This window comes from Sphingomonas sp. FW306-05-A, from assembly GCF_058782275.1.
In genome coordinates this window covers 491,345-515,287 of sequence record NZ_JBYSXN010000002.1, presented here as the reverse complement: position 1 = coordinate 515,287, position 23,943 = coordinate 491,345, and the positions used below count along the sequence as shown (strand labels likewise).

Annotated in this window: 22 protein-coding genes; 8 read left to right on the top strand and 14 right to left on the bottom strand. The window is 65.0% G+C overall.

Features of this window, described 5'->3' with window-relative positions; genetic code table 11:
• Positions 1 to 15: 15 nt before the first annotated feature.
• The 13 genes from AC3WJR_RS11285 to AC3WJR_RS11225 all read right to left on the bottom strand — a co-directional run bounded on the left by AC3WJR_RS11285 (position 16) and on the right by AC3WJR_RS11225 (position 14,952).
• On the bottom strand, positions 16 to 2,841 hold the full coding sequence (locus AC3WJR_RS11285) for a M16 family metallopeptidase (RefSeq protein ID WP_492725030.1): 2,826 nt from the start codon (positions 2,839 to 2,841) through the stop codon (positions 16 to 18).
• A gap of 234 nt (positions 2,842 to 3,075) precedes the next feature.
• Entirely contained in the window at positions 3,076 to 3,264 is a 189-nt protein-coding gene (locus tag AC3WJR_RS11280) for a hypothetical protein (RefSeq protein WP_354281950.1), read from the bottom strand.
• Positions 3,265 to 3,273: 9 nt separating this feature from the next.
• Entirely contained in the window at positions 3,274 to 4,425 is a 1,152-nt protein-coding gene (gene tgt, locus AC3WJR_RS11275; protein ID WP_492725028.1) for a tRNA guanosine(34) transglycosylase Tgt, read from the bottom strand.
• A 128-nt stretch (positions 4,426 to 4,553) separates the two neighbouring features.
• Positions 4,554 to 5,234, bottom strand: coding sequence for a cell cycle transcriptional regulator TrcR (locus AC3WJR_RS11270; protein WP_492725026.1), 681 nt, complete (start codon positions 5,232 to 5,234; stop codon positions 4,554 to 4,556).
• A 114-nt stretch (positions 5,235 to 5,348) separates the two neighbouring features.
• On the bottom strand, positions 5,349 to 5,612 hold the full coding sequence (locus tag AC3WJR_RS11265) for a type II toxin-antitoxin system ParD family antitoxin (RefSeq protein WP_492725024.1): 264 nt from the start codon (positions 5,610 to 5,612) through the stop codon (positions 5,349 to 5,351).
• 40 nt (positions 5,613 to 5,652) lie between these two features.
• The gene (locus tag AC3WJR_RS11260; protein ID WP_492726120.1) at positions 5,653 to 6,690 is read right to left on the bottom strand and encodes a glycosyltransferase family 4 protein; all 1,038 of its coding nucleotides are present in this window, start codon (positions 6,688 to 6,690) and stop codon (positions 5,653 to 5,655) included.
• A 5-nt stretch (positions 6,691 to 6,695) separates the two neighbouring features.
• Positions 6,696 to 7,613 carry a UDP-2,3-diacylglucosamine diphosphatase gene (locus AC3WJR_RS11255; RefSeq protein ID WP_492725022.1) on the bottom strand — a complete coding sequence of 306 codons (918 nt, stop codon included), beginning with the start codon at positions 7,611 to 7,613 and terminating at the stop codon, positions 6,696 to 6,698.
• 86 nt (positions 7,614 to 7,699) lie between these two features.
• Positions 7,700 to 8,311 carry a glutathione S-transferase family protein gene (locus AC3WJR_RS11250; protein ID WP_492725020.1) on the bottom strand — a complete coding sequence of 204 codons (612 nt, stop codon included), beginning with the start codon at positions 8,309 to 8,311 and terminating at the stop codon, positions 7,700 to 7,702.
• A gap of 37 nt (positions 8,312 to 8,348) precedes the next feature.
• On the bottom strand, positions 8,349 to 10,037 hold the full coding sequence (locus AC3WJR_RS11245; RefSeq protein WP_492725018.1) for a long-chain-fatty-acid--CoA ligase: 1,689 nt from the start codon (positions 10,035 to 10,037) through the stop codon (positions 8,349 to 8,351).
• Between the two features lie 80 nt (positions 10,038 to 10,117).
• Positions 10,118 to 10,318, bottom strand: coding sequence for a hypothetical protein (locus AC3WJR_RS11240; protein WP_492725016.1), 201 nt, complete (start codon positions 10,316 to 10,318; stop codon positions 10,118 to 10,120).
• Positions 10,319 to 10,352: 34 nt separating this feature from the next.
• On the bottom strand, positions 10,353 to 12,068 hold the full coding sequence (locus AC3WJR_RS11235; RefSeq protein WP_492725014.1) for a sensor domain-containing diguanylate cyclase: 1,716 nt from the start codon (positions 12,066 to 12,068) through the stop codon (positions 10,353 to 10,355).
• Between the two features lie 245 nt (positions 12,069 to 12,313).
• Positions 12,314 to 14,629 (bottom strand): ATP-dependent Clp protease ATP-binding subunit ClpA, encoded by a 2,316-nt coding sequence (gene clpA, locus AC3WJR_RS11230; RefSeq protein WP_354281961.1) that lies wholly within the window; start codon positions 14,627 to 14,629, stop codon positions 12,314 to 12,316.
• A gap of 125 nt (positions 14,630 to 14,754) precedes the next feature.
• Positions 14,755 to 14,952 carry a DUF1192 domain-containing protein gene (locus AC3WJR_RS11225; protein WP_354281962.1) on the bottom strand — a complete coding sequence of 66 codons (198 nt, stop codon included), beginning with the start codon at positions 14,950 to 14,952 and terminating at the stop codon, positions 14,755 to 14,757.
• 96 nt (positions 14,953 to 15,048) lie between these two features.
• On the opposite strand from AC3WJR_RS11225, the gene AC3WJR_RS11220 reads away from it, so the two are divergent.
• Together AC3WJR_RS11220 and AC3WJR_RS11215 are read left to right on the top strand one after the other, a co-directional pair.
• Positions 15,049 to 16,050, top strand: coding sequence for an NAD(P)H-quinone oxidoreductase (locus AC3WJR_RS11220; RefSeq protein WP_492725012.1), 1,002 nt, complete (start codon positions 15,049 to 15,051; stop codon positions 16,048 to 16,050).
• A gap of 162 nt (positions 16,051 to 16,212) precedes the next feature.
• The gene (locus AC3WJR_RS11215; RefSeq protein WP_354281964.1) at positions 16,213 to 16,482 is read left to right on the top strand and encodes a hypothetical protein; all 270 of its coding nucleotides are present in this window, start codon (positions 16,213 to 16,215) and stop codon (positions 16,480 to 16,482) included.
• Positions 16,483 to 16,692: 210 nt separating this feature from the next.
• Here the strand turns inward: AC3WJR_RS11215 and AC3WJR_RS11210 are convergent, their stop codons facing one another.
• On the bottom strand, positions 16,693 to 18,012 hold the full coding sequence (locus AC3WJR_RS11210) for a phospholipid carrier-dependent glycosyltransferase (RefSeq protein WP_492725009.1): 1,320 nt from the start codon (positions 18,010 to 18,012) through the stop codon (positions 16,693 to 16,695).
• Positions 18,013 to 18,071: 59 nt separating this feature from the next.
• On the opposite strand from AC3WJR_RS11210, the gene AC3WJR_RS11205 reads away from it, so the two are divergent.
• From AC3WJR_RS11205 to AC3WJR_RS11180, 6 genes are all read left to right on the top strand, one after another.
• Positions 18,072 to 19,277, top strand: coding sequence for a trans-sulfuration enzyme family protein (locus AC3WJR_RS11205; protein ID WP_354281966.1), 1,206 nt, complete (start codon positions 18,072 to 18,074; stop codon positions 19,275 to 19,277).
• A 34-nt stretch (positions 19,278 to 19,311) separates the two neighbouring features.
• On the top strand, positions 19,312 to 19,710 hold the full coding sequence (gene apaG, locus AC3WJR_RS11200; protein WP_354281967.1) for a Co2+/Mg2+ efflux protein ApaG: 399 nt from the start codon (positions 19,312 to 19,314) through the stop codon (positions 19,708 to 19,710).
• 25 nt (positions 19,711 to 19,735) lie between these two features.
• Positions 19,736 to 20,542, top strand: a complete 807-nt coding sequence (locus AC3WJR_RS11195; RefSeq protein WP_492725007.1) for a LysR family transcriptional regulator — start codon at positions 19,736 to 19,738, stop codon at positions 20,540 to 20,542.
• Positions 20,539 to 21,066 (top strand): GNAT family N-acetyltransferase, encoded by a 528-nt coding sequence (locus tag AC3WJR_RS11190; RefSeq protein ID WP_492725005.1) that lies wholly within the window; start codon positions 20,539 to 20,541, stop codon positions 21,064 to 21,066. The genes AC3WJR_RS11195 and AC3WJR_RS11190 overlap by 4 nt, the downstream gene beginning before the upstream one ends.
• Positions 21,063 to 21,326, top strand: coding sequence for a hypothetical protein (locus AC3WJR_RS11185; protein WP_354281970.1), 264 nt, complete (start codon positions 21,063 to 21,065; stop codon positions 21,324 to 21,326). The genes AC3WJR_RS11190 and AC3WJR_RS11185 overlap by 4 nt, the downstream gene beginning before the upstream one ends.
• A gap of 148 nt (positions 21,327 to 21,474) precedes the next feature.
• Positions 21,475 to 23,925, top strand: coding sequence for a PhoX family protein (locus AC3WJR_RS11180; RefSeq protein ID WP_492725003.1), 2,451 nt, complete (start codon positions 21,475 to 21,477; stop codon positions 23,923 to 23,925).
• Positions 23,926 to 23,943 lie beyond the last annotated feature (18 nt).

Genomic DNA, 23,943 nt, shown 5'->3' with positions numbered 1-23,943 from the left:
GGGGGGAAGAAAGAATTACCGCAACTCCGCGGTCTCCAGCTTGAGCGCACCCGCCGGAATCACCTCGACCTGCGGATATGCCTTCCGCAACGGATCGAGGAACGCCTTCGCATCCCCAACCACCACCACGCTGGCGCGCGCCGGATCGAGCTCCGCCGCCGCGGCCGCCTGCACCGCCGCCGGATCGACCGCCGCGACCTTGGCGACATAGGCACCGAGTTCGCTCAGCGGCACGCCCTGCACGACATAGCCGCCGACCGCCCCGGCGATCCCGCCGGTCGTCTCGGTCGCGCGACCGAAATTGCCGACCAGGACCGCCTTGCGCGTGTCGAGTTCGGCAGGGGTCACCGCCTCGGTGCCGAGCCGCTTCATCTCGGCGAGGATGATCGACACCGTCTCGGGCGCGGACGGGTTCTTGGTCGAGGTGCGCCCCGCAATCAGCCCGGGCTGTCGCCCCGCCTGGAGCGAGCTGCCCGCGCCGTACGCCAGACCGCGCTTGATGCGGATTTCCTGGTTGAGCCGTGATGAGAAGCCGCCGCCGAGGATCGTGTTAGCGACTGCGGTCGGATAGTATCGCGCATCGCTTCGCGCGAGACCGGGACGCGCAACGACGACGCCCGCTTGCCCCGCGCCGGGCATGTCAACGACTACGACGCGCGGCTTGGGATAGCTCTGCGTCGGGACGGTGGCGGGCTTCGTAGCGACCGTCCGCCACGTGCCGAAAGCGGCTTCCGCCAACGGCTTGGCCTGTGCAGGAGTGATATCGCCGACGAGCACGAGCGCGGCCTGCTTGGGTGCCCAGGTCGCGGCATAGGCTGCGCGAATGTCGTTCGCGCCAATCGCCTTGAGCGACGCGGGCGTGCCCTCAAGCGGATGGCCATAAGCCGACGCACCGAGCGCGGTGCGCGCGGCGACGAGGCCGGCGAGCTGGCTCGGGTTCTTCTGCGCGACCTGCACGCCGTCGATCGCCTGTGCGCGCGCGCGTTCGATCTCGTCGGGCTTGAACGCGGGGTTGCGCGCGACGTCGGCGAGGATGCCGAGCGCGGGCGCGGCCTGATCCGCCTTGACCGTGATGTCGATGGTCGACCCGTCCCAGCTCGCATCGCTCCAGATCGCGCCGCCGAGCGTCTCGATCTGCTGCGCGATGTCGGTCGCGCTGCGAGTCGCGGTGCCCTTGGTCAGCAGCGTCGCGGCGAGGCTGTTGACGCCGGGAAGCGCGGCAGGATCGTTCGCGCCGCCGCCCTGACCAACGAGCAGCGCGGTCATCAGCGGCAGATCGTGCTTCTCGACGACGACGACACGCATGCCGTTGGCGAGCGCGAATTCGACCGGCTTGGGGGTGGTCGCTTGAACCGTCGCGGCGGGGGCGGGAGGCGCGATCCGCTTGGCGGCGGTCGCAGGTGTGACGATCTCGACGTCGGGCGGGGTGACGAGCTGTTGCGCGACGACGCTCGGGGCAACCGCGATCGTGTCGCCCTTCGCGCCGTTTGCGCTTTCCGCGGGGAGGTAATGGATCGTCGCGGCGCGATTGTCCTGGAGGTATTTGCGCGCGACGCGCTGGACGTCGGCGGCGGTGACGCGGCCGATCGCGGCGAGCTGCCGGTCGGCAGCGTGCGGGTCGCCGTCGATGATCGTCGCCTGCGCGATCGTGCGGCCCTTGCCCTCGGCGGTTTCGCGGCCGAGCAGTTCGGCGGTGACGATCTGGTTCTTCGCCTTCGCCAGTTCCGCCGGGCTGACCGCGGTGTCGCGCATCCGCGCGATTTCCTTGCGCAGCGCGGCCTCGCCGGTCGCGGCGTCCTTGCCGCCCGCCATGATCGCGATCACCGCGAGATTGCCCGGGCCCTGCTTGACGTCGAGATAGGTCTCGGCCGACTGCGCGAGCTGGTCGCGATAGACGAGGCTCTCGTACAGCCGCGAGCTTTCGCCCTGCGACAGGATCGTGTTGAGCACCGCGAGCGGTGCGCTATCGGGGTCGCGGTCGGCGGGGATGGGGTAGCTGATGAGCACCGCGGGGAGCGGGGTATTGGCTTCATAGACCGTGCGGCTGACGGCCTGCGTGCGCGGCGGCTCGGTCGTGGTGACGCGCGGGATCGCGCGGGCCGGGCGTTTGATTTTAGCGAAATACTGGTCGACCCACTGGTTCAGTTGCGCGGGGTCGAAATTGCCCGAGACGACCAGCACCGCATTGTCGGGGCGGTAGAAGGTTGCGTGGAACGCGCGGACGTCGTCGATCTGCGCGCTGTCGAGATTGTCGATGCTGCCGATCGTCCCGCGCGCATAGGGGTGGCGGGTGTAGCTGATCGCGGGGAAATATTGCGAGAACAGCTTGCCGTAGGGGCGCGCGTTGGTGTTCTGGCGGAGTTCCTCCTTCACCACGTCGCGTTCGGAGGCGAAGCTCTTGGGCTCGACCACCAGGCTCGCCATCCGGTCGGCTTCGGCGAACAGCAGGCGCTGGAGATGGTTGGCGGGGATCGTCTCGTGATATTCGGTGTAATCGTCGTTGGTGGACGCGTTGTTGTTGCCACCGACGTCCTCGGTCAGCCGGTCCATCTGTTCGGAGACGAGGTTGCGCGTCGCCTTGAACATGAGATGTTCGAACATGTGCGCGAAGCCCGAGCGGCCGGCGGGGTCGTCCTTCGAGCCGACGTCGTACCACATCTGGACCGAGACGTTGGGCGTGCTGGTGTCGCGGATCGCATAGACGCGCAGGCCGTTGGCGAGCGTGCGTTCGGTGAAGGCGATGGGTTTGACGGCTGGGGCGGGGGTGGTTGGTTGCGCCTGGGCGAGGGTCGCGGGTAGCAGGGCTGCGCCCAGCAGGAGGGCAGCACGGGACAGACGCATGGGGGGGAACTCCGACGAAACGGGAACGTCGCCATGTGTTGCCTGGGGGTGGGGTCTGTCAATCGTACAAGCGCGCGTGGCTTCTCCCCCCTCCCGCTTCCCCGGCGAAGGCCGGGGCCCAGTAGCGGAGGTTTTTGCGATCGGGCACAGCGCCCGACACCTCAGGCCTCACTACTGGGCCCCGGCCTTCGCCGGGGAAGCGGCTTACGTAGAAGCAGCGATTATTGCACCGCGTCAGGGCTTGCTACGATCCCGGTTGGTGTACATCAGCACCGCCGCCAGCGCGGCCGAGCCGACGCCAACGCCGATCGCGATCGGTACGACCGGCCAGCTGTCCTTGACCGCACCCTTGGCGGCTTCGGCGGCGTCGCGGACGCGCTTGTGGTCACGAGCCGCTGCTTCGATTTCGTTGATTTCAGCCATGATTCCCTCTCACTCCGACGGCGTTACCGGGGAAGACCGATATGCCTCCCGAAAGCCGTCGGCAAAGCTCTTGAGCCGCCCGTCCGTTATCGCCGCACGAAGGTCCGCCATCAACCCCTGATAGAACCACAAGTTATGTTCGGTCATCAGCATCGCGCCGAGGATTTCCTGCGAGCGGACGAGATGATGCAGATATGCCCGCGTCCACGTTCCGCAGACCGGGCAACCGCAGGCCGGATCAAGCGGCCCCTGATCCTCGGCGAACTTGGCATTGCGCAGGTTGATCGGGCCGTGGCGCGTAAACGCCTGGCCGGTCCGCCCCGATCGCGTGGGAAGAACGCAGTCGAACATGTCGATCCCGCGTTCGACCGCTCCGACGATGTCGGTCGGTTTGCCAACGCCCATCAGGTAGCGCGGCTTGTCCGCAGGCAATTGATCGGGCGCGAAGTCGAGGCAGCCAAACATCGCTTCCTGCCCCTCACCAACCGCAAGGCCGCCGACCGCATAACCGTCGAAGCCAATGTCGATCAGCGCGCCCGCGCTGTCGGCGCGGAGCGTCTGGTCGAGCGCGCCTTGCTGGATCCCGAAGATCGCGGCGCCCTTGGCATGCGCGCCGCCGCCATCGAACGCATCGCGCGACCGCTTGGCCCAGCGCATCGAGCGCGCCATTGCGGCGGCCTGGACTTCGGGGGTGGAGGTGGTGGGGACGAGTTCATCGAACGCCATCACGATGTCCGAGCCGAGGAGGCGCTGGATCTCGATCGAGCGTTCGGGGCTCAAAGTGTGGCGCGTGCCGTCGAGGTGCGACTTGAAGGTCACGCCATTCTCGTCACGTTTGGTCAGGTCGCTGAGGCTCATCACCTGATAGCCGCCGCTGTCGGTGAGAATCGGGCGGTCCCAGCCCATGAAATCGTGCAAGCCCCCGAGCCGCGCGACGCGTTCCGCGCCGGGGCGGAGCATCAGGTGATAGGTGTTGCCGAGGATGATGTCCGCGCCCGCCGCGCGGACGTCGGCGGGCTTGACCGCCTTGACGGTCGCGGCGGTGCCGACCGGCATGAAGGCGGGGGTGCGGATCGTGCCGCGGCGCATCGCGATTTCGCCGGTGCGTGCCTTGCCGTCGGTCGCGGCGATGGTGAAGGCGAAACGAGGTTGGTCTGTCATGTCTTGCTCCCCTCCCTGGAAGGGAGGGGCTGGGGGTGGGTCGGTTCGTTGTCGAACGCGGCACCCGCCTCATACCAACCCACCCCCGGCCCCTCCCTTAGGAGGGAGGGGAGGGCGTCAGTCCTGGTTTAGCGCTTGAACAGCGTCTCGGCGGTCGGCTCGGCGCGCGGGGCGGGTTCGCCATGCTCGGCGGCTTCGGTGTCGCGCGCGAGCTGGTCGCGGTTGGCGCGCAGTTCGGAGATGAGCGCCTCGCGGTCGCCTTCCAGACGCGTGTCGACCGGCGCTTCGATCCCGGCGGCCTTGGCGGCCTTGCCGACCGCGGCGTCGAGTTCGCGCTGTGTCGTCAGGCCGAGCGTCACCGGATCCTTCGGCGTGATGTTGGCGATGTTCCAGTGGCTGCGGTCGCGGATCGCCGCGATCGTCGTGCGGGTCGTGCCGATCAACGCGCTGATCGCGCCGTCGCTAATCTCCGGATGATTGCGGATGATCCACGAAATGCCGTCGGGCTTGTCCGAACGCTTCGACACCGGCGTATAGCGCGGCCCCTTGGTGCGACGGACCTGCTCCGGACCCTTAAGGATCTGCAGCCGATAGTCGGCATTGGCCTGACCCTTGTCGATTTCCGCCTGAGTCAGCTCGTGCGCACGGATCGGGTCGCGCCCGGTCAGCTTGGTCGCGGCGGTGTCATCCGCGATCGCCTGGATTTCGAGAATATGGAGACCGCAGAACTCCGCGATCTGCTCGAAACTGAGCGCGGTATTGTCGACGAGCCACGATGCGGTGGCATGGGGCATGAGCGGCTGGGCCATGCGGCGAACTCCTTCAGAAACGGAAAGGGCCGCCCCTTTCGGAGCGGCCACTTGTGCTGACCTTGCATGTACGCCGGTTAGAGGGGAGTGGCAAGCGCGGTTGCGGGGGACGCCTCAACGCGGCGGAAGGATATTGCCGAAGTATCGATCTATGTCGCACTCAGCCTTGAGAACCGCCACTTGAGACCTGCCTTGTGCGATCGAAGCCTGGATCGTCTCGCGCAGCGCCTTCATCTTCTTTTCGCGTTCTTCCAACAGCCGCAGCCCCTTGCGCATCACCGCGTCGGCGGAGGCGTAGCGGCCCTCAGCAACGATCGATTCGATGGAGGATCCCCAGCGTGGTCCGACCGATACGTCCAGCCCATCGTCTCTTGCCACATCAGCCTGTCGGCAAATTTACGCCCTCGCGCACTGCGCCTCAAGCCGCGATCGCCTCAGGGTGGTTGACCGGCACCAGCGCGCCCAGGAACTGCCGCGCGCTCGCCGCCCAGGTGAAACTCTGGCCGTATGCCGCGCAATCCGCACGGTCGCGCGTAAGGGCGGCAGCGATCGCGACATCCAGATCGTCGTCCATCGCGCCGACCCGAAGATTGAGCACGTCGATCGGCCCGGTCACGGGATACGCCGCGACCGGCAGCCCGCACGCCATCGATTCGATCATGACCAGCCCGAACGTGTCGGTCTTGCTCGGGAACACGAACACGTCGGCGGCGGTATAGGCCGCAGCCAGGTCGCGCCCGAAACGCGGCCCTAGGAAATGCGCCTTGGGGTACTTCACGGTCAACGCCGCGCGCGCGGGCCCATCGCCGATGATGACTTTGACGCCGGGATGCGACGCGGTCAGGAACGCCTCGATATTCTTCTCGACCGCCACCCGCCCGACATAGAGCTGGATCGGGCCCTGGCCATCCGCCGCCAGCGCACGGATCGCGGGGTCGGGTGGTATGTCGGTTCCGAACGTGGACAGGTCGACACCCCGGCCCCAGTGCCGGACGCGGGTCAGGTCATGCGCCTTGAGCGTCGCGGCGATCGACGGGGTCGAAGCCAAGATCGACTGCGCGGGCCAGTGGAACCAGCGGATGTAGCGCCATACCCATTCGGGGTTCACCCCCGTGCGCGCCGAGACATAGTCGGGGAATTGCGTGTGATAGGCGGTCGTGAAGGGGAAACCCCGCGTCAGGCACCAACGGCGCGCGGCGAGACAGACGGGACCCTCCGTCGCGAGATGGATCGCATTGGGCGCAAAATCTGCGAGAATACGCCCGACGGCCGCTGTCCGCGCAAAGGCGAGGCGGATTTCGGGGTAGGTCGGGCAAGGCATCGAATAGAACAGATCGGGCGAGACGATCAGGACTTCATGCCCCTGTTTGATCAGTTCGGCGCGGACTGCCTGCAGCGTGCGCACCACGCCGTTGACTTGCGGGCTCCAGGCATCGGTGACGATCGCGATCCGCACCGGCGTCAGGCCGCCAAATGCGCGATCTTCGCACTCGGTCGAGCCTTCTCCCGTGCAGCGATCTCGTCCGCCCAATGCAGCAATTCCATGCGACCGTCGAAATGTTCGACCAGAGCGGTGCAGCCCTCCACCCAGTCGCCGTCGTTATAATAGGCAATTCCGTTTATGTCGCGGAATTCCGCGGTGTGGATGTGTCCGCACACTACCCCGTCGACCCCGCGCGAGCCCGCCGCCTGCGCGATCACCTCTTCGTAGTTGGAAATGAACTCCACCGCGTTCTTGACCTTCGCCTTGGCATGCTTGGACAGCGACCAATAAGGCAGGTTGAATGCCCGCCGATACGCATTCATCCAGCGGTTGAGCGTCATCAGCAGTGTGTAGGCAACGTCCCCGACATGCGCGAGCCAGCGATGCGCCAGCGTGATCGCGTCGAACTCGTCGCCGTGGAGCACGAGCAAGCGGCGGCCGTCGGCGGTTTCGTGGATCGCCTTGCGACGGATCGCTACGCCACCAAAGTCCAGCCCCGTGAACTGGCGCATCACTTCGTCGTGATTGCCGGGAATGTAGATCACCTCGGTCCCGCGCCGTGCGCGCTTGAGCAGGCGCCAGACGACGTCGTTATGCGCGACCGGCCAGTAGAACTTCTTCTTCAACCGCCAGCCGTCGATAATGTCGCCGACCAGATACATCCGCTTGCTATCGACATGGTCGAGGAAGTCGATCAGCATCCCGGCATTGCACCCGCGCGTGCCGAGGTGAATGTCCGAAATCCAGATCGTGCGATAGTTGCGGCGTTCGCCGATCGGCTGTTCTGGAATGGCCGGGCGCGAATTGGCGAAGTCGGCAAGGTCGGCGATCGTGTTGAACGCGGTCTGGTGCTCGCCAGTGGGGCGCTCGAGGCCAAGCGTCGTGATTGCGTCCATCGTTCGGCATCCCGGAAAGCCTTTGGATGACCACGGGCTATGCCTTGGGATTGTTACAATCGGACGTGGGGTGCTTCATCCAACTGTCACATCGTAACATGTCCGGGGATCGCAGCCACACGGGCGAGCCATGCCTGGACGGCTGGATAACGGTGCAGTTCGAACCCTGCCTCATCCGCCAGATGCGTATAGGCATAGAGCGCAACGTCGGCGAGCGTGAACCGGCCCGCGGCCAGGAACGGCGTGCGCGCGAGGTGCGCGTCCATTAGCGCAAGCGCTGCGGCCCCCGCAGCGCGTTTTGCGGGCAATTGCATTCGCTGGAGGTCGCTCAGCCGATCCTCGCCGGTCATCGTCATCCAGAATCGCACCGTCGCGATATTGGGTTCGTGGCTATACTGCTCCCAGAACATCCAGTGGAACATGTCGGCGCGGTCGAACCGATCCTGCGGGATGAGCGCCGATCCATCGGCCAGATACAGACATGCAGCAGCGCTTTCGGGCAGGAAATCGTCGCCGACTTGCAGGACCGGGATGCGGCCGTCGGGGTTGATGTCCGCAAGGAACGCAGCGGTCCGCGTATCGCCCGCCACGATGTCATATTCGCGCCGTTCGAGCGGGATGCCGACATGCGCTGCGGTCAGGCGGATCTTGTAGCAATTACCGGACGCGGCATATTCGTGCAGGATCAGGTTCGCCATCGCATGCTCCTTTGGCTCGCCGACCCGAGCCGTGGTTTCATGCCGTATCCGCAACGACCTCTGCGATCAAATCCTTGCGGCTGAGCTTGCCGATCATTGTCTTGGGCATAGTCAACCGGACGACGACCTCATCGACGCGTTCATGGCGACCGACCTGCGGGTTGAGCCAGTCGCGCAGCGTGATGCCGTCCACGTCAACGCCGTCGTTGAGCGTGACGTAAGCGCGCGGATGTTCGCCGCGATACGCATCGGGAAGGCCGATCACGAGCGCTTCCTTGACCGCGGGATGATGGTACAGCACCGCTTCGATCTGGCTCGGGAAGACCTTGAAACCCGATACCGAGATCATGTCCTTCAACCGGTCGACGATCTTGACGAACCCGTCGGCATCGATCGTCCCCACGTCGCCGGTGCGCAGCCATTTGCCGTCGGCATTGTTGATGAACACATCGCCATCGGCATCGGCGCGGTTCCAATAGCCCTTCATGATCTGTGGTCCGCAGGCGACGATCTCGCCGGGTTCCCCTTCGGCCACATCGAGAGTCGGATCGGCCTTGTCGACCAACCGTAGGCGCGTTGCGGGGAGGGGCTGGCCGATCGTGCCGGGCTTGCCCTCGGCTTCATACGGGTTGGCGGAGAGCACGCCCGAGCTTTCGGAAAGCCCGTATCCTTCGACGACCGTCGCCCCGGTCATCTGTTCGAACTTCGCCTTCAGTTCGGGCGCAAGCGGCGCTCCGCCCGAAATGCAGATCCTGAGCGACGAGAAATCCGTTGCGCCAATCTTGGGATGATCGAGCAGCGCCTGGTACATCGTCGGTACGCCGGGCAGCGCGGTGGCTTTCGTCCGTCCGATCGCGGCAAGCACGGCGCCGGCTTCGAACCGGGGCAGCATCACGATGCACCCGCCGTTGAGCACCGTGCGGTTGAGCACGCAGGTGTTGGCGAAGACGTGGAACATCGGCAGCACGCCGAGGATGCGGTCAGGGCCGTCGGGATGCGGGTCGATCGCCATCACCTGGCGCGCGTTGGCGGTGAGGTTCTGGTGCGTCAGCATCGCGCCCTTCGGCGCGCCGGTGGTCCCGCCGGTGTACTGGATCAGCGCGACGTCCTTTTCCGCATCAATCTCGGGATGACGATGGGCACCGTCGTTCGCGATCAGTTTGGAGAAAGCGACGATCCGGGGATCGTCGGGGCGTTTCGTCACCTCACCGCCTTTGAACATGCGGTAAAGCAGCGATTTCGTCGGGGGCAGGGCACCCGCGATCGATCCGACCACCAGTCGCTCCAGCCCGCTCTGCTCCAGCACTTCGAGCGCGGTCGGGAGCAACTGGTTCGCCGAGAGCGTGAACAGCAGGCGTGTTCCCGAATCCTCGACCTGATGCGCCAGTTCGGCCGCGGTATAGAGCGGGGAGAAATTGACGACGGTCGCGCCGAGCTTGAGGATACCGTAATAGGCCGCAACGTAATGCGGCACGTTGGGCAGGAACAGGCCGATACGGTCGCCAGGGCCGTAGCCGAGCGCAGCGAGCCCCGCCGCAACCCGGTTCGCGCCGTCCAATGTCTCTGCGAAACTGTAATGCCGCCCCATGAAATCGATCAGCGGCGCCTTGCCGCCGCGCGCGGCAGCGTCGTCGAACAGCGTGGCCATCGAAAGCGGCGGGTAGGTGCTGTCCCAGGCAGCGGGATGACGATACGATTCGCGCCAGAGCGCTTCGGGTCTGTTCATTGACACAGGTGTAAGCAAGCGATCCGGGACCCGCAAGGCGTTGCGGACATCGCCCGGCGACCCGCGTGTAAGCGATTGTGTCAGCTGAGCGGGCGTGCGGTCCAGGTGTAGAGAACCGAGATCCCGAGCAAGCCGAGATCAAGCGCGGCCTTCACCTGATGCGGCGTCGGGTCGGACGAATCATGCGTCAAAACGCGAATATCCGCCGTCGGATGCCGCTGAATTGCGGCTGCGACGACCAGAATGGCGCACAATGCGACGATCATTTGACGATTTCGCACCAAGCTGACTCCTTACGCAGCCGATATAACCGCTTCACCTGATGACGGCAAGCGGCGGTACGATTTGCACCGTCCGCTGGTTCGTCAATACGCGGACACGCGCGCGGTCACGTCCTGCGGATTTTGCTTCAAATAGAGCACGATCGGCGCAACCGTAGAGGGCTTTCCAGTCCTGTTCGCGTTCGAGCGTGCCGACACAGACCCCGATGCTCGCGGTGATCGTGACATCGTAGGGCATCCGTTCGGCCCGAAGTCCCGCAAGGATGTCTTCAGGATCAAACGCTCCTCCCGCCGCAAGGACAACCGCGAACTCTTCCCCGCCGATCCGTGCCACCAGTGCGTCTGCCGGGACAACCTGACACAGCGTGCGCGCAAACACGCGCAACACTTCGTCGCCGCCATCGTGGCCGACGGTTTCGTTGACCTGTTTGAAATGGTCGAGATCCGCAATCATCAGGATCTGTTCCCCCGTTCGCCCGATCGCCTGATTGAGAAACGCGCGGCGGTTGAGCAGACCGGTCAACGGGTCCGTATCTGCCAGCAATCGTGCCGCAATTTCGCGCTCACGCGCCTCGTCGCGTTCGTTGCTCAGCAGCCGCATGCGATATGCTATTGCGATGCTCGACAGCAGCGCCTCGACGGTCATCGATACGATCGTGGAATTGTCGAGCCAGAAGTTCCAGGGGATGATGCCGAGCGAACAGACGATACGGACGGTCGCCATCATGATCGGCATCGCCCATGCCAGCGCGAAGACCCACAGGTAATTGCTCCGCAATACCCAGGCCCGCCACAGGAGGGGGATCACCATCGCCATCTGGAGCACGAAGGCGAGCGAGTACAACCGGTCAAACAGTCTGACCTGCAAGGGACCAAACAGGAAAAAGGTGAGCGAGGCGGTAAAGGTGATCCCGCAACTGATCTGGACAAGCGTTCCGACCCGACCCGCAAACACCCGCTCTTCAAAAAAAGCGCGCGCGAAGGCGAACGCTGCGACCGTCGATAGGCCCAGCAGCAGATAGTTGCAGCGGATGCGATCGTTGTTGCCGATGTCCGGATAGATCCAGGCCAGATACCCCGAGGACGACACGGTGTACGCGAGCAACCCCAAGACCATCGCGCAATAGGCAAGCTGGAAACGGTGCCGCAGCGCGACCCACAACGCGAAATTGTACGACAGCAGCGCAATGCAAAGTCCCGCGAACGCTGCATATAGTCCGCCGAGCAACAGGTTGGACCGGACGCTTTCCGCGTCCGTCGCGAGCATGGGGTCGCGTACGATTCCGCGGAGGTTGGCGGCATCGTCGACCTGCCACAGCAGGCGGACGAGTGGGGCGTTACGCTCGGGGAGTGGCACCTCCAGCAGGGCGCCTAATTGCATATAGCGCGATGCATGCCGTTGATCGATCGTCGTGCGGACGATGGCTCCGTCCGCGTAGAGCGCATAGAGGTTCTGCGTACCTTGCCAAAGGCTGGCGCTGCGGACGTTGACCGGTCCGCCCCGGCGCAAGGGCGTTGAGCGGATCCAGTAGTTCCCCGGACCCAAAGTCCGCTGGTCCGTCAGGCACGAGACGGGTGTTGAAGGACGCAACAGTTGCGTCGACGTCAGGCCCGGTCGGTCGCGTACGATGCACGTCGTGATCGGTTCACCGGTGCCCCTAGCCTTAGCCTTAGCCGGCTGGACCAGAAACACGATCGTGCAGCACGTCAGGAAGAGGAGGAGCAGTCGTGATGGGATCGTGAGACGCATGGCCGATTCCTAGGCCGAGAAGGGCGAACAGAAAGTAACAATCCGACTTTGCCACGCATTTCAAGGAATGTTTGCCGTGGCTTGGCACGCTCAACCACGGGGGTCCGCTTGGTAGCGGAACCAAATGTCCCCGTTGCAAGTGCGCAATGCCGTTCGATGATGGGGAGGCTTGGGCGGAAACCGCACAAACAAAAAACGCGGGCTCGGCATAACCGAACCCGCGCTGATGTCTCGTGGCGAGATGCTTATTTGGCGGTCGTGTCGACCTTGCCGGGGGTCTTGCGCCGCGGTTTCTTTGGCGGGGCGGAGGTGATTTCGAACGACAGTGCACCGTCCTTCATCTTCACCGTCACCTCGCCACCGTGGACCAGCTTGCCGAACAGCAGTTCCTCGGCGAGCGGCTGCTTGATCTTCTCCTGGATCAGACGACCCATCGGGCGCGCACCGTAGAGCTTGTCATAGCCCTTGGCGGTGAGCCAGGTCTTAGCTTCGTCGTCCAAGTTGATGTGGACGTTGCGGTCCGCCAGCTGCAACTCGAGCTGGAGGATGAACTTGTCCACCACCCGCGCCACGACCTCGGTCGGCAGATAACCAAACGGCACGATCGCATCGAGACGGTTGCGGAACTCGGGCGTGAACATCTTCTGGACCGCCTGCTCATCCTCGCCCTCGCGGGTGAGGTTGCCGAAGCCCAATGTTTCGCGCGCCATATCGCTGGCGCCCGCATTGGTCGTCATGATCAGGATGACGTTGCGGAAGTCGACCGTCTTGCCGTGCTGGTCAGTAAGACGCCCGTTATCCATCACTTGCAGCAGGATGTTGAACAGGTCGGGATGCGCCTTCTCGATCTCGTCGAGCAGCAGAACCGAGTGCGGCTGCTGGTCGATCGCATCGGTGAGGAGGCCGCCCTGGTCGAAGCCGACGTAGCCGGGGGGGGCGCCGATCAGTCGCGAGACCGAGTGGCGTTCCATGTATTCGGACATGTCGAAGCGCTGGAGCGGGATCCCCATGATCGTCGCAAGCTGCTTGGCAACCTCGGTTTTCCCGACGCCGGTGGGGCCGGTGAAGAGATAGTTGCCGATCGGCTTCTCCGGATCGCGCAGACCCGCACGCGACAATTTGATCGCCGACGCGAGCTTTTCGATCGCCGCATTCTGCCCAAACACAACGCGTTTGAGATCGGTTTCAAGCGATTCCAGCGCCTTTGTGTCGTCCGTGGACACGCTTTTAGGCGGAATGCGCGCCATTGTAGCGATAACCTGCTCGATCTCCCGGCTGGTGATCGTCTTCTTGCGCTTGGCGAGCGGCACCAGCATCTGCATCGCGCCGACTTCGTCGATCACGTCGATCGCCTTGTCCGGCAGCTTGCGGTCGTTGATGTAACGCGCGCTCAGTTCCACCGCCGACTTGATCGCGTCAGGCGTGTACTTGACCTTGTGATGCTCCTCGAACGCGGTCCGCAGGCCAGCGAGGATCTTGACGGTGTCCTCGATCGTCGGCTCGTTGACGTCGATCTTCTGGAAGCGCCGCAGCAGTGCGCGGTCCTTCTCGAAGTGGTTGCGGAACTCCTTGTAGGTGGTCGAGCCGATGCAGCGGATCGTGCCGCCCGACAAAGCCGGCTTCAAAAGGTTGGACGCATCCATTGCGCCGCCGCTGGTTGCACCAGCGCCGATCACGGTGTGGATCTCGTCGATGAACAGGATCGCGTCGGGCATCTTCTCGAGCTCGGTCACGACCGCCTTCAAGCGCTCCTCGAAATCGCCGCGATAGCGCGTGCCCGCGAGCAGCGCGCCCATGTCGAGCGAATAGATCACCGCGGGAAGCAGCACCTCGGGAACGTCACCCTCGACGATCTTGCGCGCGAGACCCTCGGCGATCGCGGTCTTGCCGACGCCGGGATCGCCCACATAGAGCGGGTTGTTCTTCGAACGGCGGCACAGGATCTGGACCGTACGATCGACCTCGGGGCCACGACCGATCAGCGGATCGACCTTGCCCTTCTTGGCCTTCTCGTTGAGGTCGACGCAGAACTGCTTGAGCGCGCTTTCCTTGCCCTTTTCGCCGGGCTTCTGCGGCTTCTCTTCCTCGGCACCCTTGGGGCTGGAGGCTTCGGGCGCGGACCCGCCCTTGCCGACGCCGTGGCTGATGAAGCTCACCGCATCCAGGCGGCTCATGTCCTGCTGCTGCAGGAAATAGACCGCATAGCTCTCGCGCTCGCTGAACAAGGCGACGAGCACGTTCGCGCCGGTCACTTCGTCGCGGCCCGAGGACTGGACGTGGAGGATCGCGCGCTGGACGACGCGCTGGAAGCCCGAGGTGGGCGAGGGATCGGTCGCGGCGTCGACCTTCAACGCCTCGAGCTCGGTATCCAGATAATGTTTGACGGTCGTCGTCAGCTCGGCGGTGTCAACGCCGCACGACTGCATCACCTTCGACGCATGTTCGTCATCAATAAGGGCGAGCAGCAGATGCTCGAGCGTAGCATATTCGTGCCGGCGCGAAGACGCGGCTTCGAGAGCCTTGTGCAACGTGGTTTCCAGCGCGGAGGCGAAGGATGGCATCTGTAGTTACTCCTTGCGGGCCACGTCAGACGGGCGGCCCTTTCCTGCTATGTCGGAAGGCAGGACGCCCGCATCAACCTCTTGAAAACGACTCTCGGTGTTCCTGTGTTCCGGAACCCGACACTTCAAGACTTAAAGAGTGTGTCTGCGGAGGCGCGATGATCGACGGCGCGATCCCGTTTCGCCTTCGTCCTGACGATCTCGCGTTCGAGCATTACGATCCGGTCGTCGAGTTCCTTGACCGAAAGCGGGTCCAGGTCCTGCGCTACAACCGCAGCGAGCGGATCGCCCGCCGTGTTCGGGAGAATCTCGTCGATGTCCATGGGGAGGATCGTTGACCCGCACGCAGGGGATGTCAATAAGGCACGCGGACCAAAGGGACTTCCCCGTGGTGCTCAGTAAGACGGGGCGTAGAAGCGATGCAGGATGTGCCGGATACGATGCGCGCGATCGACCCCAGCGAACCGGGTGGTCCGGAAGTGCTGACGGTGGTGGAACGGCCGGTGCCCCAGATCGGCGCGCAGGAGGCTCTGATCCGGGTGGTTGCCGCGGGGGTCAATCGGCCGGACGTGCTCCAGCGCAAGGGCGGTTATCCACCGCCGCCGGGGGCACCCTCGATTCTCGGGCTCGAAATTTCTGGTACCGTCGTGGCGCAGGGTGCCGATGTTGCGGGACACATGCTCGGCCAGCCGGTGTGCGCCCTGGTCGCAGGCGGCGGGTATGCCGAGTATGTCGCCGTCGCGGCGGGGCAAGTGCTGCCCGTGCCCAATGCACTGTCGATGGTCGAGGCGGCGGCTTTGCCTGAAACCCTGTTTACCGTGTGGACCAATTTGTTCGAGCGCGGCTACGCGACCGAAGGCGACACGGTGCTGATCCATGGGGGCACCAGCGGGATCGGGACGATGGCGATCTCTCTCGGTGCGATCTTCGGGTTGACGGTGATCGTCACCGCAGGGTCGGACGACAAATGCGCGTCGGCCAAGGCGCTCGGCGCGGCCCATGCGATCAACTACAAGACCGAAGACTTCGTCGAGCGGGTCAAGGAGATCACCGGCGGGGCGGGATGTGCCGTCGTGCTCGATATGGTCGGCGGCGACTATGTCGCGCGCAACCTGCAATGCCTTGCAGAAGACGGGCGGCACGTCTCGATCGCGGTACAGGGCGGCGCGACCGCGACCATTCCGATCTTCGAGATCATGCGACGGCGCCTGACACTGACCGGATCGACGCTGCGGGCGCGGGATACCGCATTCAAGACGCTCGTCGCGGATGAACTGCATCGCACGGTCTGGCCGCATGTCGAGGCCGGACGGTTGAAGCCGGTGCTGGATCGCACATTCCCGCTCGCGGAGGCGGCCGCTGCGCATCGTCGGATGGAGGCGGGGGATCATGTGGGCAAGATCGTCCTGACGCTGGACTGATGCCGCGGCGGACGAAGGCGATCAACTGTAGATAAAATAATCGTTATTTTACAGTATCGTTCGCCCAGAATACGAAATTTATGATGTGGATACTGGAACAAAGCGGAGCGCTGTGATTTATGTCCCTTCGGCCTTCGAGCCGTTCGAAAAGGGTATATCACGATGAAGAAGATGTTCGTTCTCGCAGCCGCTGCTGGTCTGGTTTCCTTGGCCGCTTGCAACTCGACCCCGCGCGAGCAGGCTGCCGACAATATCGAAGCCAACTCCGAAGCCGTTGCTGACAACCTCGAGGACGCTGCAGACAACGCAACGACCCCAGCAGGCGAAGCAATGCTCGAGAACACGGCAGACGCAGTGCGCGCAACGGGCCAGAACCAGGCAACCGACATGCGCACCAACGATGCCGACACGAACCTGTCGAACGGCATGTAATTGCGAAACAGATCGGGCTGCTCCCAAGCGCAGTCCGAACTGGTGGGGCGTCCGGGGAAACCCGGGCGCCCTTTTTGATGTCGGGCGGCGGGGCGACCTGTCCTTCGATACGCGCCCTCGATACGGCTTCGCCTACTCGGTCGCACCTCAGGACGAACGGAATGGGGTGGTGTTGGCGTTGGGTAGTCCAGCTTACGTCTTCAGCGCGGCTCACACCCAGGTCGGCGACCACGTCCAGTAGCGGAACGCATCTGGCCCCGGGAGCGGTGCAGCCGACAACACCGGGTAGAAGACCGCGAAGAGCAGGATCGTCGCCGCGAGGAACATGTGTTCCCAGCGCCGGGGCAGCGCGAACCGATCGAACGCCACCGCAAGCGCGATGCACAGCGCGATGCTCGGCAGATAATAGTAATAAAAGAAGCCGATCTTCTTCGGAATGACGATCCAGACGAGATAGCTGGCGACCCACAATCCCGCTGCGGCGGACAGTTTCGGCACCCTGTCGCGAACCGCAACATACAGGCACCCGGCAACCGCGATCAGCCCGCCCCACAGCACTGCGAGATTGCCGATCAGCAACACCCCGCGTTGGGCCCCGTCGACGCGCTCGTACAGATACCAGATCGGGCGGAGCATGATCGGCCAGGCCCACCAGTCAGACTGATAGGGATGCGGCGGCAACGGCAGTGTCTGGCGGTCGTACATCCGCTGCTGGAACGAGAAGAGCGTGCCGAACGTCAAAGGATCGTGGGTGTAGAAAAAAGCAGGCGCGAAGGTGGCGAAATATACCGCCACGCTGACCATTCCCAGCGCCAGAATGGCAGGAACCGCCGACATCCCGGGCCAGTGGCGATGCCCCCCGGCATTCAGCGCGGCAAACACGGACCTTCCGCTGTTGCGGGCGTCGTGGAGCCGCAGCAGGACGAAGCCGATCGCGGCAAAGGCGATCAATGGCGCCGCCGCCCACTTCGCGGCAACCGAAAGCCCCAGCAACGCTGCCCCCAGAATCCAGCGGGACCATGCCTGCGCCGCGGTGCGTCCCCGCATCGCCCACATCAACGCCGCCAAACCGAGGATCGCAAAGGCCGCCATGAAGCCGTCGAGCATTCCGATGCGGGCCTGGACATACACCGTGCCGTTGAACAGCGCGAACAGCGCGCCGAACACCGCTGGGCGGACGCGCCCCAGCATCAGCCAGACAATCGCGAACACCCCGAGGACGATGCCCGTCCCGGCGAGCGTCGAGAAGAACCGCCACCCCAGGCTCGTATCGCCGAACAGCAGGATGCCACAGGCGATGATTTCCTTCGCGAGCAACGGATGCTCAATATTGGTCGGTCCGGCGAGCGCGATCAGCGTCCGTGCGGCGGGGACGTAATGCGTTTCGTCGAACATCAGCTTGGTGGGAATCGTCAGGCGATAGCTGAACAAGGCCTGCGCGAGCAGCGCCAGAGCGGCCGCTGCACGATAGGGATGGGGCCGGGCGTCGCTCACGAGCGCCTCTATCCAGCCGAACGGACTTGCTTTCAAGCGATGTCGGCGGGAACGGGCATTGACGCGCCCCGCCGCCAACCGGCAAAGCGTGCACCATGAAACGCCGTACCGGACAAGACCAGAGCATCACCCGCCAGTGGCGCCCCGCAACGCAAGCCGTCCGCGGCGGCACCGCGCGCAGCGAATGGGGGGAAACCTCCGAGGCGCTCTTCCTGACGTCGGGCTATGCCTATGATTGCGCGGCGGACGCCGCTGCGCGCTTCGCCGGCGAGCAGACCGGCATGACCTATTCGCGGTTGCAGAACCCGACGGTCGAGATGCTGGAGAACCGCATCGCCTTGCTCGAAGGCGCGGAAGCGTGCCGGACGATGGCGACCGGCATGGCGGCGATGACCGCGGTCCTGTTGTGCCAGCTTCAGACCGGCGACCATGTCGTCGCGGGGCGTGCGGCGTTCGGATCGTGCCGGTGGCTGGTCGATACGCTGCTGCCCAAGTTCGGGATCGAGACGACCGTCGTCGACGCGCGTGATCCGCAGCAGTTCGAGGATGCGTGCCGCCCGAACACGAAGGTGTTTTTCTTCGAGACCCCCGCCAACCCGACGATGGACGTGGTCGACCTGAAGGCGGTCTGCGACATCGCGCGGGCGCGCGGGATCACGTCGGTGGTGGATAACGCCTTCGCGACGCCGGCGCTGCAGCGTCCGATGGAGTTCGGTGCGGATGTGACCGCCTATAGCGCGACGAAGATGATGGATGGGCAGGGGCGCGTTCTGGCGGGCGCGGTGTGCGGAACGGAAGCGTTCATCAACGACACATTGCTCCCCTTCACGCGCAACACCGGGCCGACGCTGAGCGCATTCAATGCGTGGGTGGTCCTCAAGGGGCTCGAGACGCTCGACTTGCGGATCCGCCGGCAGTCGGAGAACGCGGTCAAGGTGGGACGGTTCATCGAGGGGCGGGTGCCGCGGATCCTGCATCCGGGCCTGCCGAGCCACCCGCAGCACAATCTGGCGATGAGCCAGATGGAGGCATGCGGCCCGATCTTCGCGTTCGAAGTGGCGGGGCGTACGCAGGCACATGCGTTGCTCGACGCGCTGGAGCTTGTCGACATCTCGAACAACATCGGGGATTCGCGGTCGCTGATGACGCATCCTGCCTCGACGACGCATTCGAGTGTCGCCGAGGACAAGCGTCTGGAGATGGGCGTGACCGAGGGGTTGCTGCGGCTCAACGTCGGGCTCGAGGACGCGGACGACGTGATCGGGGACATCGATCAGGCGCTGACGGCGGCGGGGCTTTGAGTATCGTGGGCGGTCAGTGCAGGGAGTCCGCTTCGTGAAGGCGCTTTTCCCCTATGTCGCGGAAACCTTCGGCGTTGTCGTCCGGGTGTCCGTCAGCTTCCTTCCCGAACAGTCCGAGCCCGAGCGCGGGCGGTGGTTCTGGGCGTATCATATCCGGATCGAGAACGTGTCGGACCGGACGGTCCAGCTGCTGACGCGGCACTGGATCATCACCGACGGACGTGGCGCACGCCATACCGTCGAAGGCGAAGGTGTGATCGGCGAACAGCCGACGATCGCGCCGGGCGAGAGTTTCGACTATGTCTCGGGGTGTCCGCTGGCGACGCCGAGCGGGGCGATGGTCGGGAGCTATCATATGCTCGCCGAGGATGGTGCCGCGTTCGATGTCGACATCCCGCGGTTCACGCTGATCGCGCCGGCGGTGGGCGCATGAGTCGTTTGTTCGGGGCAACCGGCGGATGAAACGCACGCATCTGCCTCTGAATGGACTGCGCGTGCTCGATGCGGCTGCGCGGCACCTGAGCTTCACGCGTGCGGCGGACGAACTGGCGGTCACCCCGGCGGCGGTCGGGCAGCAGATCCGGGCGCTGGAGGACACGCTCGGGGTCGTGCTGTTCCGTCGGACCACCAAGGGGCTCGAATTGACGCCGGAGGGCGAGGGCGGGCTTGCGGCTCTGCGCCACGGTTTCCTGCAGTTCGAGGAAGCCGTCCGCGCGATGCAGGCGGGGCAGACGAGCAAGTCGCTGACGATCGCCGCGCCGCGCGACCTGACCGAGAAATGGCTGATGCCGCGGCTTGCCGACATCGCGCGCGATGACCCGGAGATGCGCTTCGTGCTGATTTCCGCCGACGCGTCCAATGCGAGCGCGGCGATCGATTTCACCGAGGCCAACCTCGACCTCGCGATCCGCTGGGGCGATGGCCCGGGCGAGCATGAGGGCGAGGCGATCGCCTCCGCCGGGATGGTGACGGTCGAACGGCCGGGCGGCGGCGCGGACACGCGGATCTCGTGGCCCGGGTGCATTAACGACGAGTCGGTGTCGCTCGTTCGCGTGAGCGATGCCGGCTTGGCGATCGATGCGGCGGCGCAGGGGCTGGGGCGCGCGACGGTGCCTGAATTGCTGGCGGCGGCGGATCTGGCGTCCGGCCGGATCGTCGCGATCACGGAGGCCAAGGCGTATCAGCTCGGGTACTGGCTCGTCGCACCGCTGCCGCAGTGGCGACAGAAGAAGGTGAAGGCGCTCGTCGCTGCGTTGACGCGGTGAGGGACGTTCCGGTCCTCGCCAGTGCGCGGCTGCGGTTGCGGCCGCGGACGGTGGAGGATGCCGATGCGCTGTTCCCGACGCTGTCCGACCCGCACGCGATGACCTACTGGTCGCATGCGCCGTATGAGACGGTCGAGGCGGTGCGTGCCAGTTTCGTCCAAGGCGAGGGGAGTTGGCGCGCCTGGTCGATCACCTTGCCGACGGACGACACCGCGATCGGTTTCGTCGCAGCAGGGGAGAAACGCGCGGGCGTCTGGGAAATCGGCTATGTGCTTGCACGCGCGCATGGCGGTGCGGGACTGGCGCGCGAGGCGGTGGCGTGTGTGATCGACCATCTGTTCGTCACCGAAGGACAGCGGCGCGTGTTTGCGGACACCGATCCCGACAACGTGCGCTCCAATTCTTTGCTCAAGGCGCTCGGCTTCACACTGGAAGGTCGCTTGCGGGGCGAATGGGAGACGCATATCGGCGTGCGGGACACCTTCCTGTGGGGGCTGCTCGCAACCGAATGGATCGATCGATGACACCCCCGCCCAACCTCAACGATCCCGGCGAACGCGCCGCCTATCAGCGCGAATTGCGGATGGTCGCGCGCCCGGTACGGTGGATGGGAGTCGCGGTGGCGATCATCGCCGCGGTGCTGGCCCTGGTGCGCGCGCGCTATGCGCCGCAGATCCCGATGGTGCTGCCGTTGTTCCTGCTGGGTGTCGCTGCGCTTCACATGATCGCTGCGGTCGTCATTCGCTTGAAATATCACCAGAAGCGGATGAATCCCGCGGAATGACGGTTTCGCGCGGGCGTTGCCGCGGTTGTCACTGATCCGTCATCGCAACGTCTTCGTTCCGTATCGGAATTGACGTCTTCCCGTCAGGTTGGCGCGGCATGGCTGCTCCCAGAAACGACGCGACCACGCGATCGACGGGGGCAGACGCATGACCGACTCGACCAGCATCACCATCGGCTATGACGATGGCGACATCGACACCAATCGCAGCAATGGCGGCAATTCGCTCAACGCGTTGATCGACCGGCGCTATTCGCGCCGCGCCGCGTTGTTCGGCGGCACCAAGGCGGCGGCGTTCGCGGTGTTCGGCGGCGCGGTGCTGTCGGCGTGTGGCGAGGACAAGGACTCGGGCCCCGGACCGACCGTCACCGCGGGATCGTCGGGCGAGACGACGTCTGGCCGTGTCGTTACATTGACCGGTGTCGCTGCCAACACCGCGACAGTCGCACAGAGCGGGTTCACGCAGGTTTCCGGTCCCAGCGTCGGACTGACGCAGACGGCGGCGGGCACGACCTTCATCGCCCCGAGCGTCAGTGCGGCCACCACATTGGTGTTCCGCTACAGCTCGACCGACACCAATGGCCTGACGATCACGACCGACACGTCGGTCGTCGTGAGCCCGGCAACGCTCGGCTTTGCGGCCGTTTCCAAGAACAAGCTCGACGTCGTCACGGTACCGGCGGGCTATACCGTCTCGATCCTCTACCGCCTGGGTGATCCGATCGACGCGGCAACGCCCGCGTACAAGAACGACGGCACCGACACGAGCTATTCGACCCGCGCGGGCGATCATGGCGATGCGCTGCACTGGTTCGGCCTGGCCGCTGCCGGAACGACGCGCGACGACACGAGCAGCACGCGCGGGCTGCTCGTGATGAACCACGAGAACATCAACCAGCCGTATCTCCACACCGCTGGCGCGACTTCCCCCGGCGGCGTTCGCCCCGAGGCGGAAGCGCTCAAGGAAATGGAGTGCCACGGCCTCAGCGTCGTCGAGGTGACGCGCAGCAGTGCGGGTGCATGGAGCTATGTCCAGGCGGGCGCGCTCAACCGCCGGATCACGCCGCTGACGCCGATGGTCTTCAACGGACCGGCGAAGGGCAGCGACCTGCTCAAGACCGCGTTTTCGCCGACCGGCGTCGCTGGACGCGGCACGATCAACAATTGCGCCAATGGCTATACGCCGTGGGCGACCAACCTGACCTGCGAGGAGAATTGGGCGGGCTATTTCCGCCGCCCGACCGCGACCGACAATGCGCTGCGGACGACACGGGAAGTCACCGCGCTGACCCGTTCCGGCGTGACCAGCGCGACGGGCAATTACAGCTGGTCGACGGTCGTCCCCGCGGACAGCACCAACACGCTCTACCGCCGCTGGGACGCACGGGTCACCGGCGCGACCGCGACCGACGATTTCCGCAACGAGCCCTATCAGTTCGGCTGGGTCGTCGAGGTCGATCCGTATGACAAGGCGAGTGCGCCGCGCAAACGCACCGCGCTCGGTCGGTTCAATCATGAGGGCTGCTGGCCGTCCAACTTCGTCGTCGGGCGCAAGCCCGCCTGGTACATGGGCGACGACGCGCAGAATGAATATCTCTACAAATTCGTCTCGAACACGCCGTGGACCGCGGCCGATGCGAGCGCCGCCGACCGCCTGTCGATCGGCGACAAATATCTCGACAACGGCACGCTCTATGTCGCCAAGTTCAACGCCGATGGTTCGGGCAGCTGGTCGCCGCTGACATTCGGCAGCGGGCCGCTGACCGCGGGCAACGCGACCTATGCCTTTGCCGATCAGGCGGACGTGCTCGCCAACGCGCGCCTCGCGGGCGATGCGCTCGGCGCGACCAAGATGGACCGCCCGGAATGGACCGCGGTCAACCCGGTCAGCGGCGAAGTGTATCTGACGCTCACCAACAACAGTTCGCGCACCGCGGCCAATACCGATGCCGCCAACCCGCGCGCCTATCTCGATCCGCCCAGCACCTCGGTGTCCAACCGCAACGGCCACATCATCCGCCTGCGCGAGACCGGCGACACGTCCGAGGCGCTCGGCTTCGCCTGGGACATCTATGCGTTCGGCGCGGGCGCGGATCTCGATCCGGTCAACATCAACCTGTCCGGCCTCGATGCGACCAACGATTTCTCGAGCCCCGACGGCCTGTGGTTCGGGCGGCCGTCGAACGCCTCGGGACTGGTGACGCCGGTGCTGTGGATCCAGACCGACGACAGCGCCTATACCGACGTCACCAACTGCATGATGCTCGCCGCGATACCGGGGCCGGTCAACGACGGCGGCGTCAAGACCGTCAGCAACGCCGGGCGCACGCAGGCGACGCGCGTCGGCAAGGCGCCGGGCACGACGCTACGGCGCTTCCTGGTCGGCCCGCTCGAGGCGGAAATCACCGGGGTGGATTCGACCCCGGACGGCAAGACGCTGTTCGTCAACATCCAGCATCCGGGCGAAAACGGGAACCCGTCGAACATCACCAGCCACTGGCCCGACACGCAGGCGACCGGCACCGCCGCGGCGACGATCCGTCCGCGCTCGGCCACGGTGGTGATCACCAAGAACGACGGCGGCGTGGTCGCGCTGTAAGACACGTGGCGGGATTGG

Bases quoted from the DNA above. Each gene is read 5' to 3' on its own strand.
- AC3WJR_RS11285 (WP_492725030.1), bottom strand. From the start codon at position 2,841: ATGCGTCTGTCCCGTGCTGCCCTCCTGCTGGGCGCAGCCCTGCTACCC.
- AC3WJR_RS11280 (WP_354281950.1), bottom strand. From the start codon at position 3,264: ATGGCTGAAATCAACGAAATCGAAGCAGCGGCTCGTGACCACAAGCGC.
- tgt (WP_492725028.1), bottom strand. From the start codon at position 4,425: ATGACAGACCAACCTCGTTTCGCCTTCACCATCGCCGCGACCGACGGC.
- AC3WJR_RS11270 (WP_492725026.1), bottom strand. From the start codon at position 5,234: ATGGCCCAGCCGCTCATGCCCCATGCCACCGCATCGTGGCTCGTCGAC.
- AC3WJR_RS11255 (WP_492725022.1), bottom strand. From the start codon at position 7,613: ATGGACGCAATCACGACGCTTGGCCTCGAGCGCCCCACTGGCGAGCAC.
- AC3WJR_RS11250 (WP_492725020.1), bottom strand. From the start codon at position 8,311: ATGGCGAACCTGATCCTGCACGAATATGCCGCGTCCGGTAATTGCTAC.
- AC3WJR_RS11245 (WP_492725018.1), bottom strand. From the start codon at position 10,037: ATGAACAGACCCGAAGCGCTCTGGCGCGAATCGTATCGTCATCCCGCT.
- AC3WJR_RS11235 (WP_492725014.1), bottom strand. From the start codon at position 12,068: ATGCGTCTCACGATCCCATCACGACTGCTCCTCCTCTTCCTGACGTGC.
- clpA (WP_354281961.1), bottom strand. From the start codon at position 14,629: ATGCCATCCTTCGCCTCCGCGCTGGAAACCACGTTGCACAAGGCTCTC.
- AC3WJR_RS11225 (WP_354281962.1), bottom strand. From the start codon at position 14,952: ATGGACATCGACGAGATTCTCCCGAACACGGCGGGCGATCCGCTCGCT.
- AC3WJR_RS11220 (WP_492725012.1), top strand. From the start codon at position 15,049: ATGCAGGATGTGCCGGATACGATGCGCGCGATCGACCCCAGCGAACCG.
- AC3WJR_RS11215 (WP_354281964.1), top strand. From the start codon at position 16,213: ATGAAGAAGATGTTCGTTCTCGCAGCCGCTGCTGGTCTGGTTTCCTTG.
- AC3WJR_RS11205 (WP_354281966.1), top strand. From the start codon at position 18,072: ATGAAACGCCGTACCGGACAAGACCAGAGCATCACCCGCCAGTGGCGC.
- AC3WJR_RS11195 (WP_492725007.1), top strand. From the start codon at position 19,736: ATGAAACGCACGCATCTGCCTCTGAATGGACTGCGCGTGCTCGATGCG.
- AC3WJR_RS11185 (WP_354281970.1), top strand. From the start codon at position 21,063: ATGACACCCCCGCCCAACCTCAACGATCCCGGCGAACGCGCCGCCTAT.
- AC3WJR_RS11180 (WP_492725003.1), top strand. From the start codon at position 21,475: ATGACCGACTCGACCAGCATCACCATCGGCTATGACGATGGCGACATC.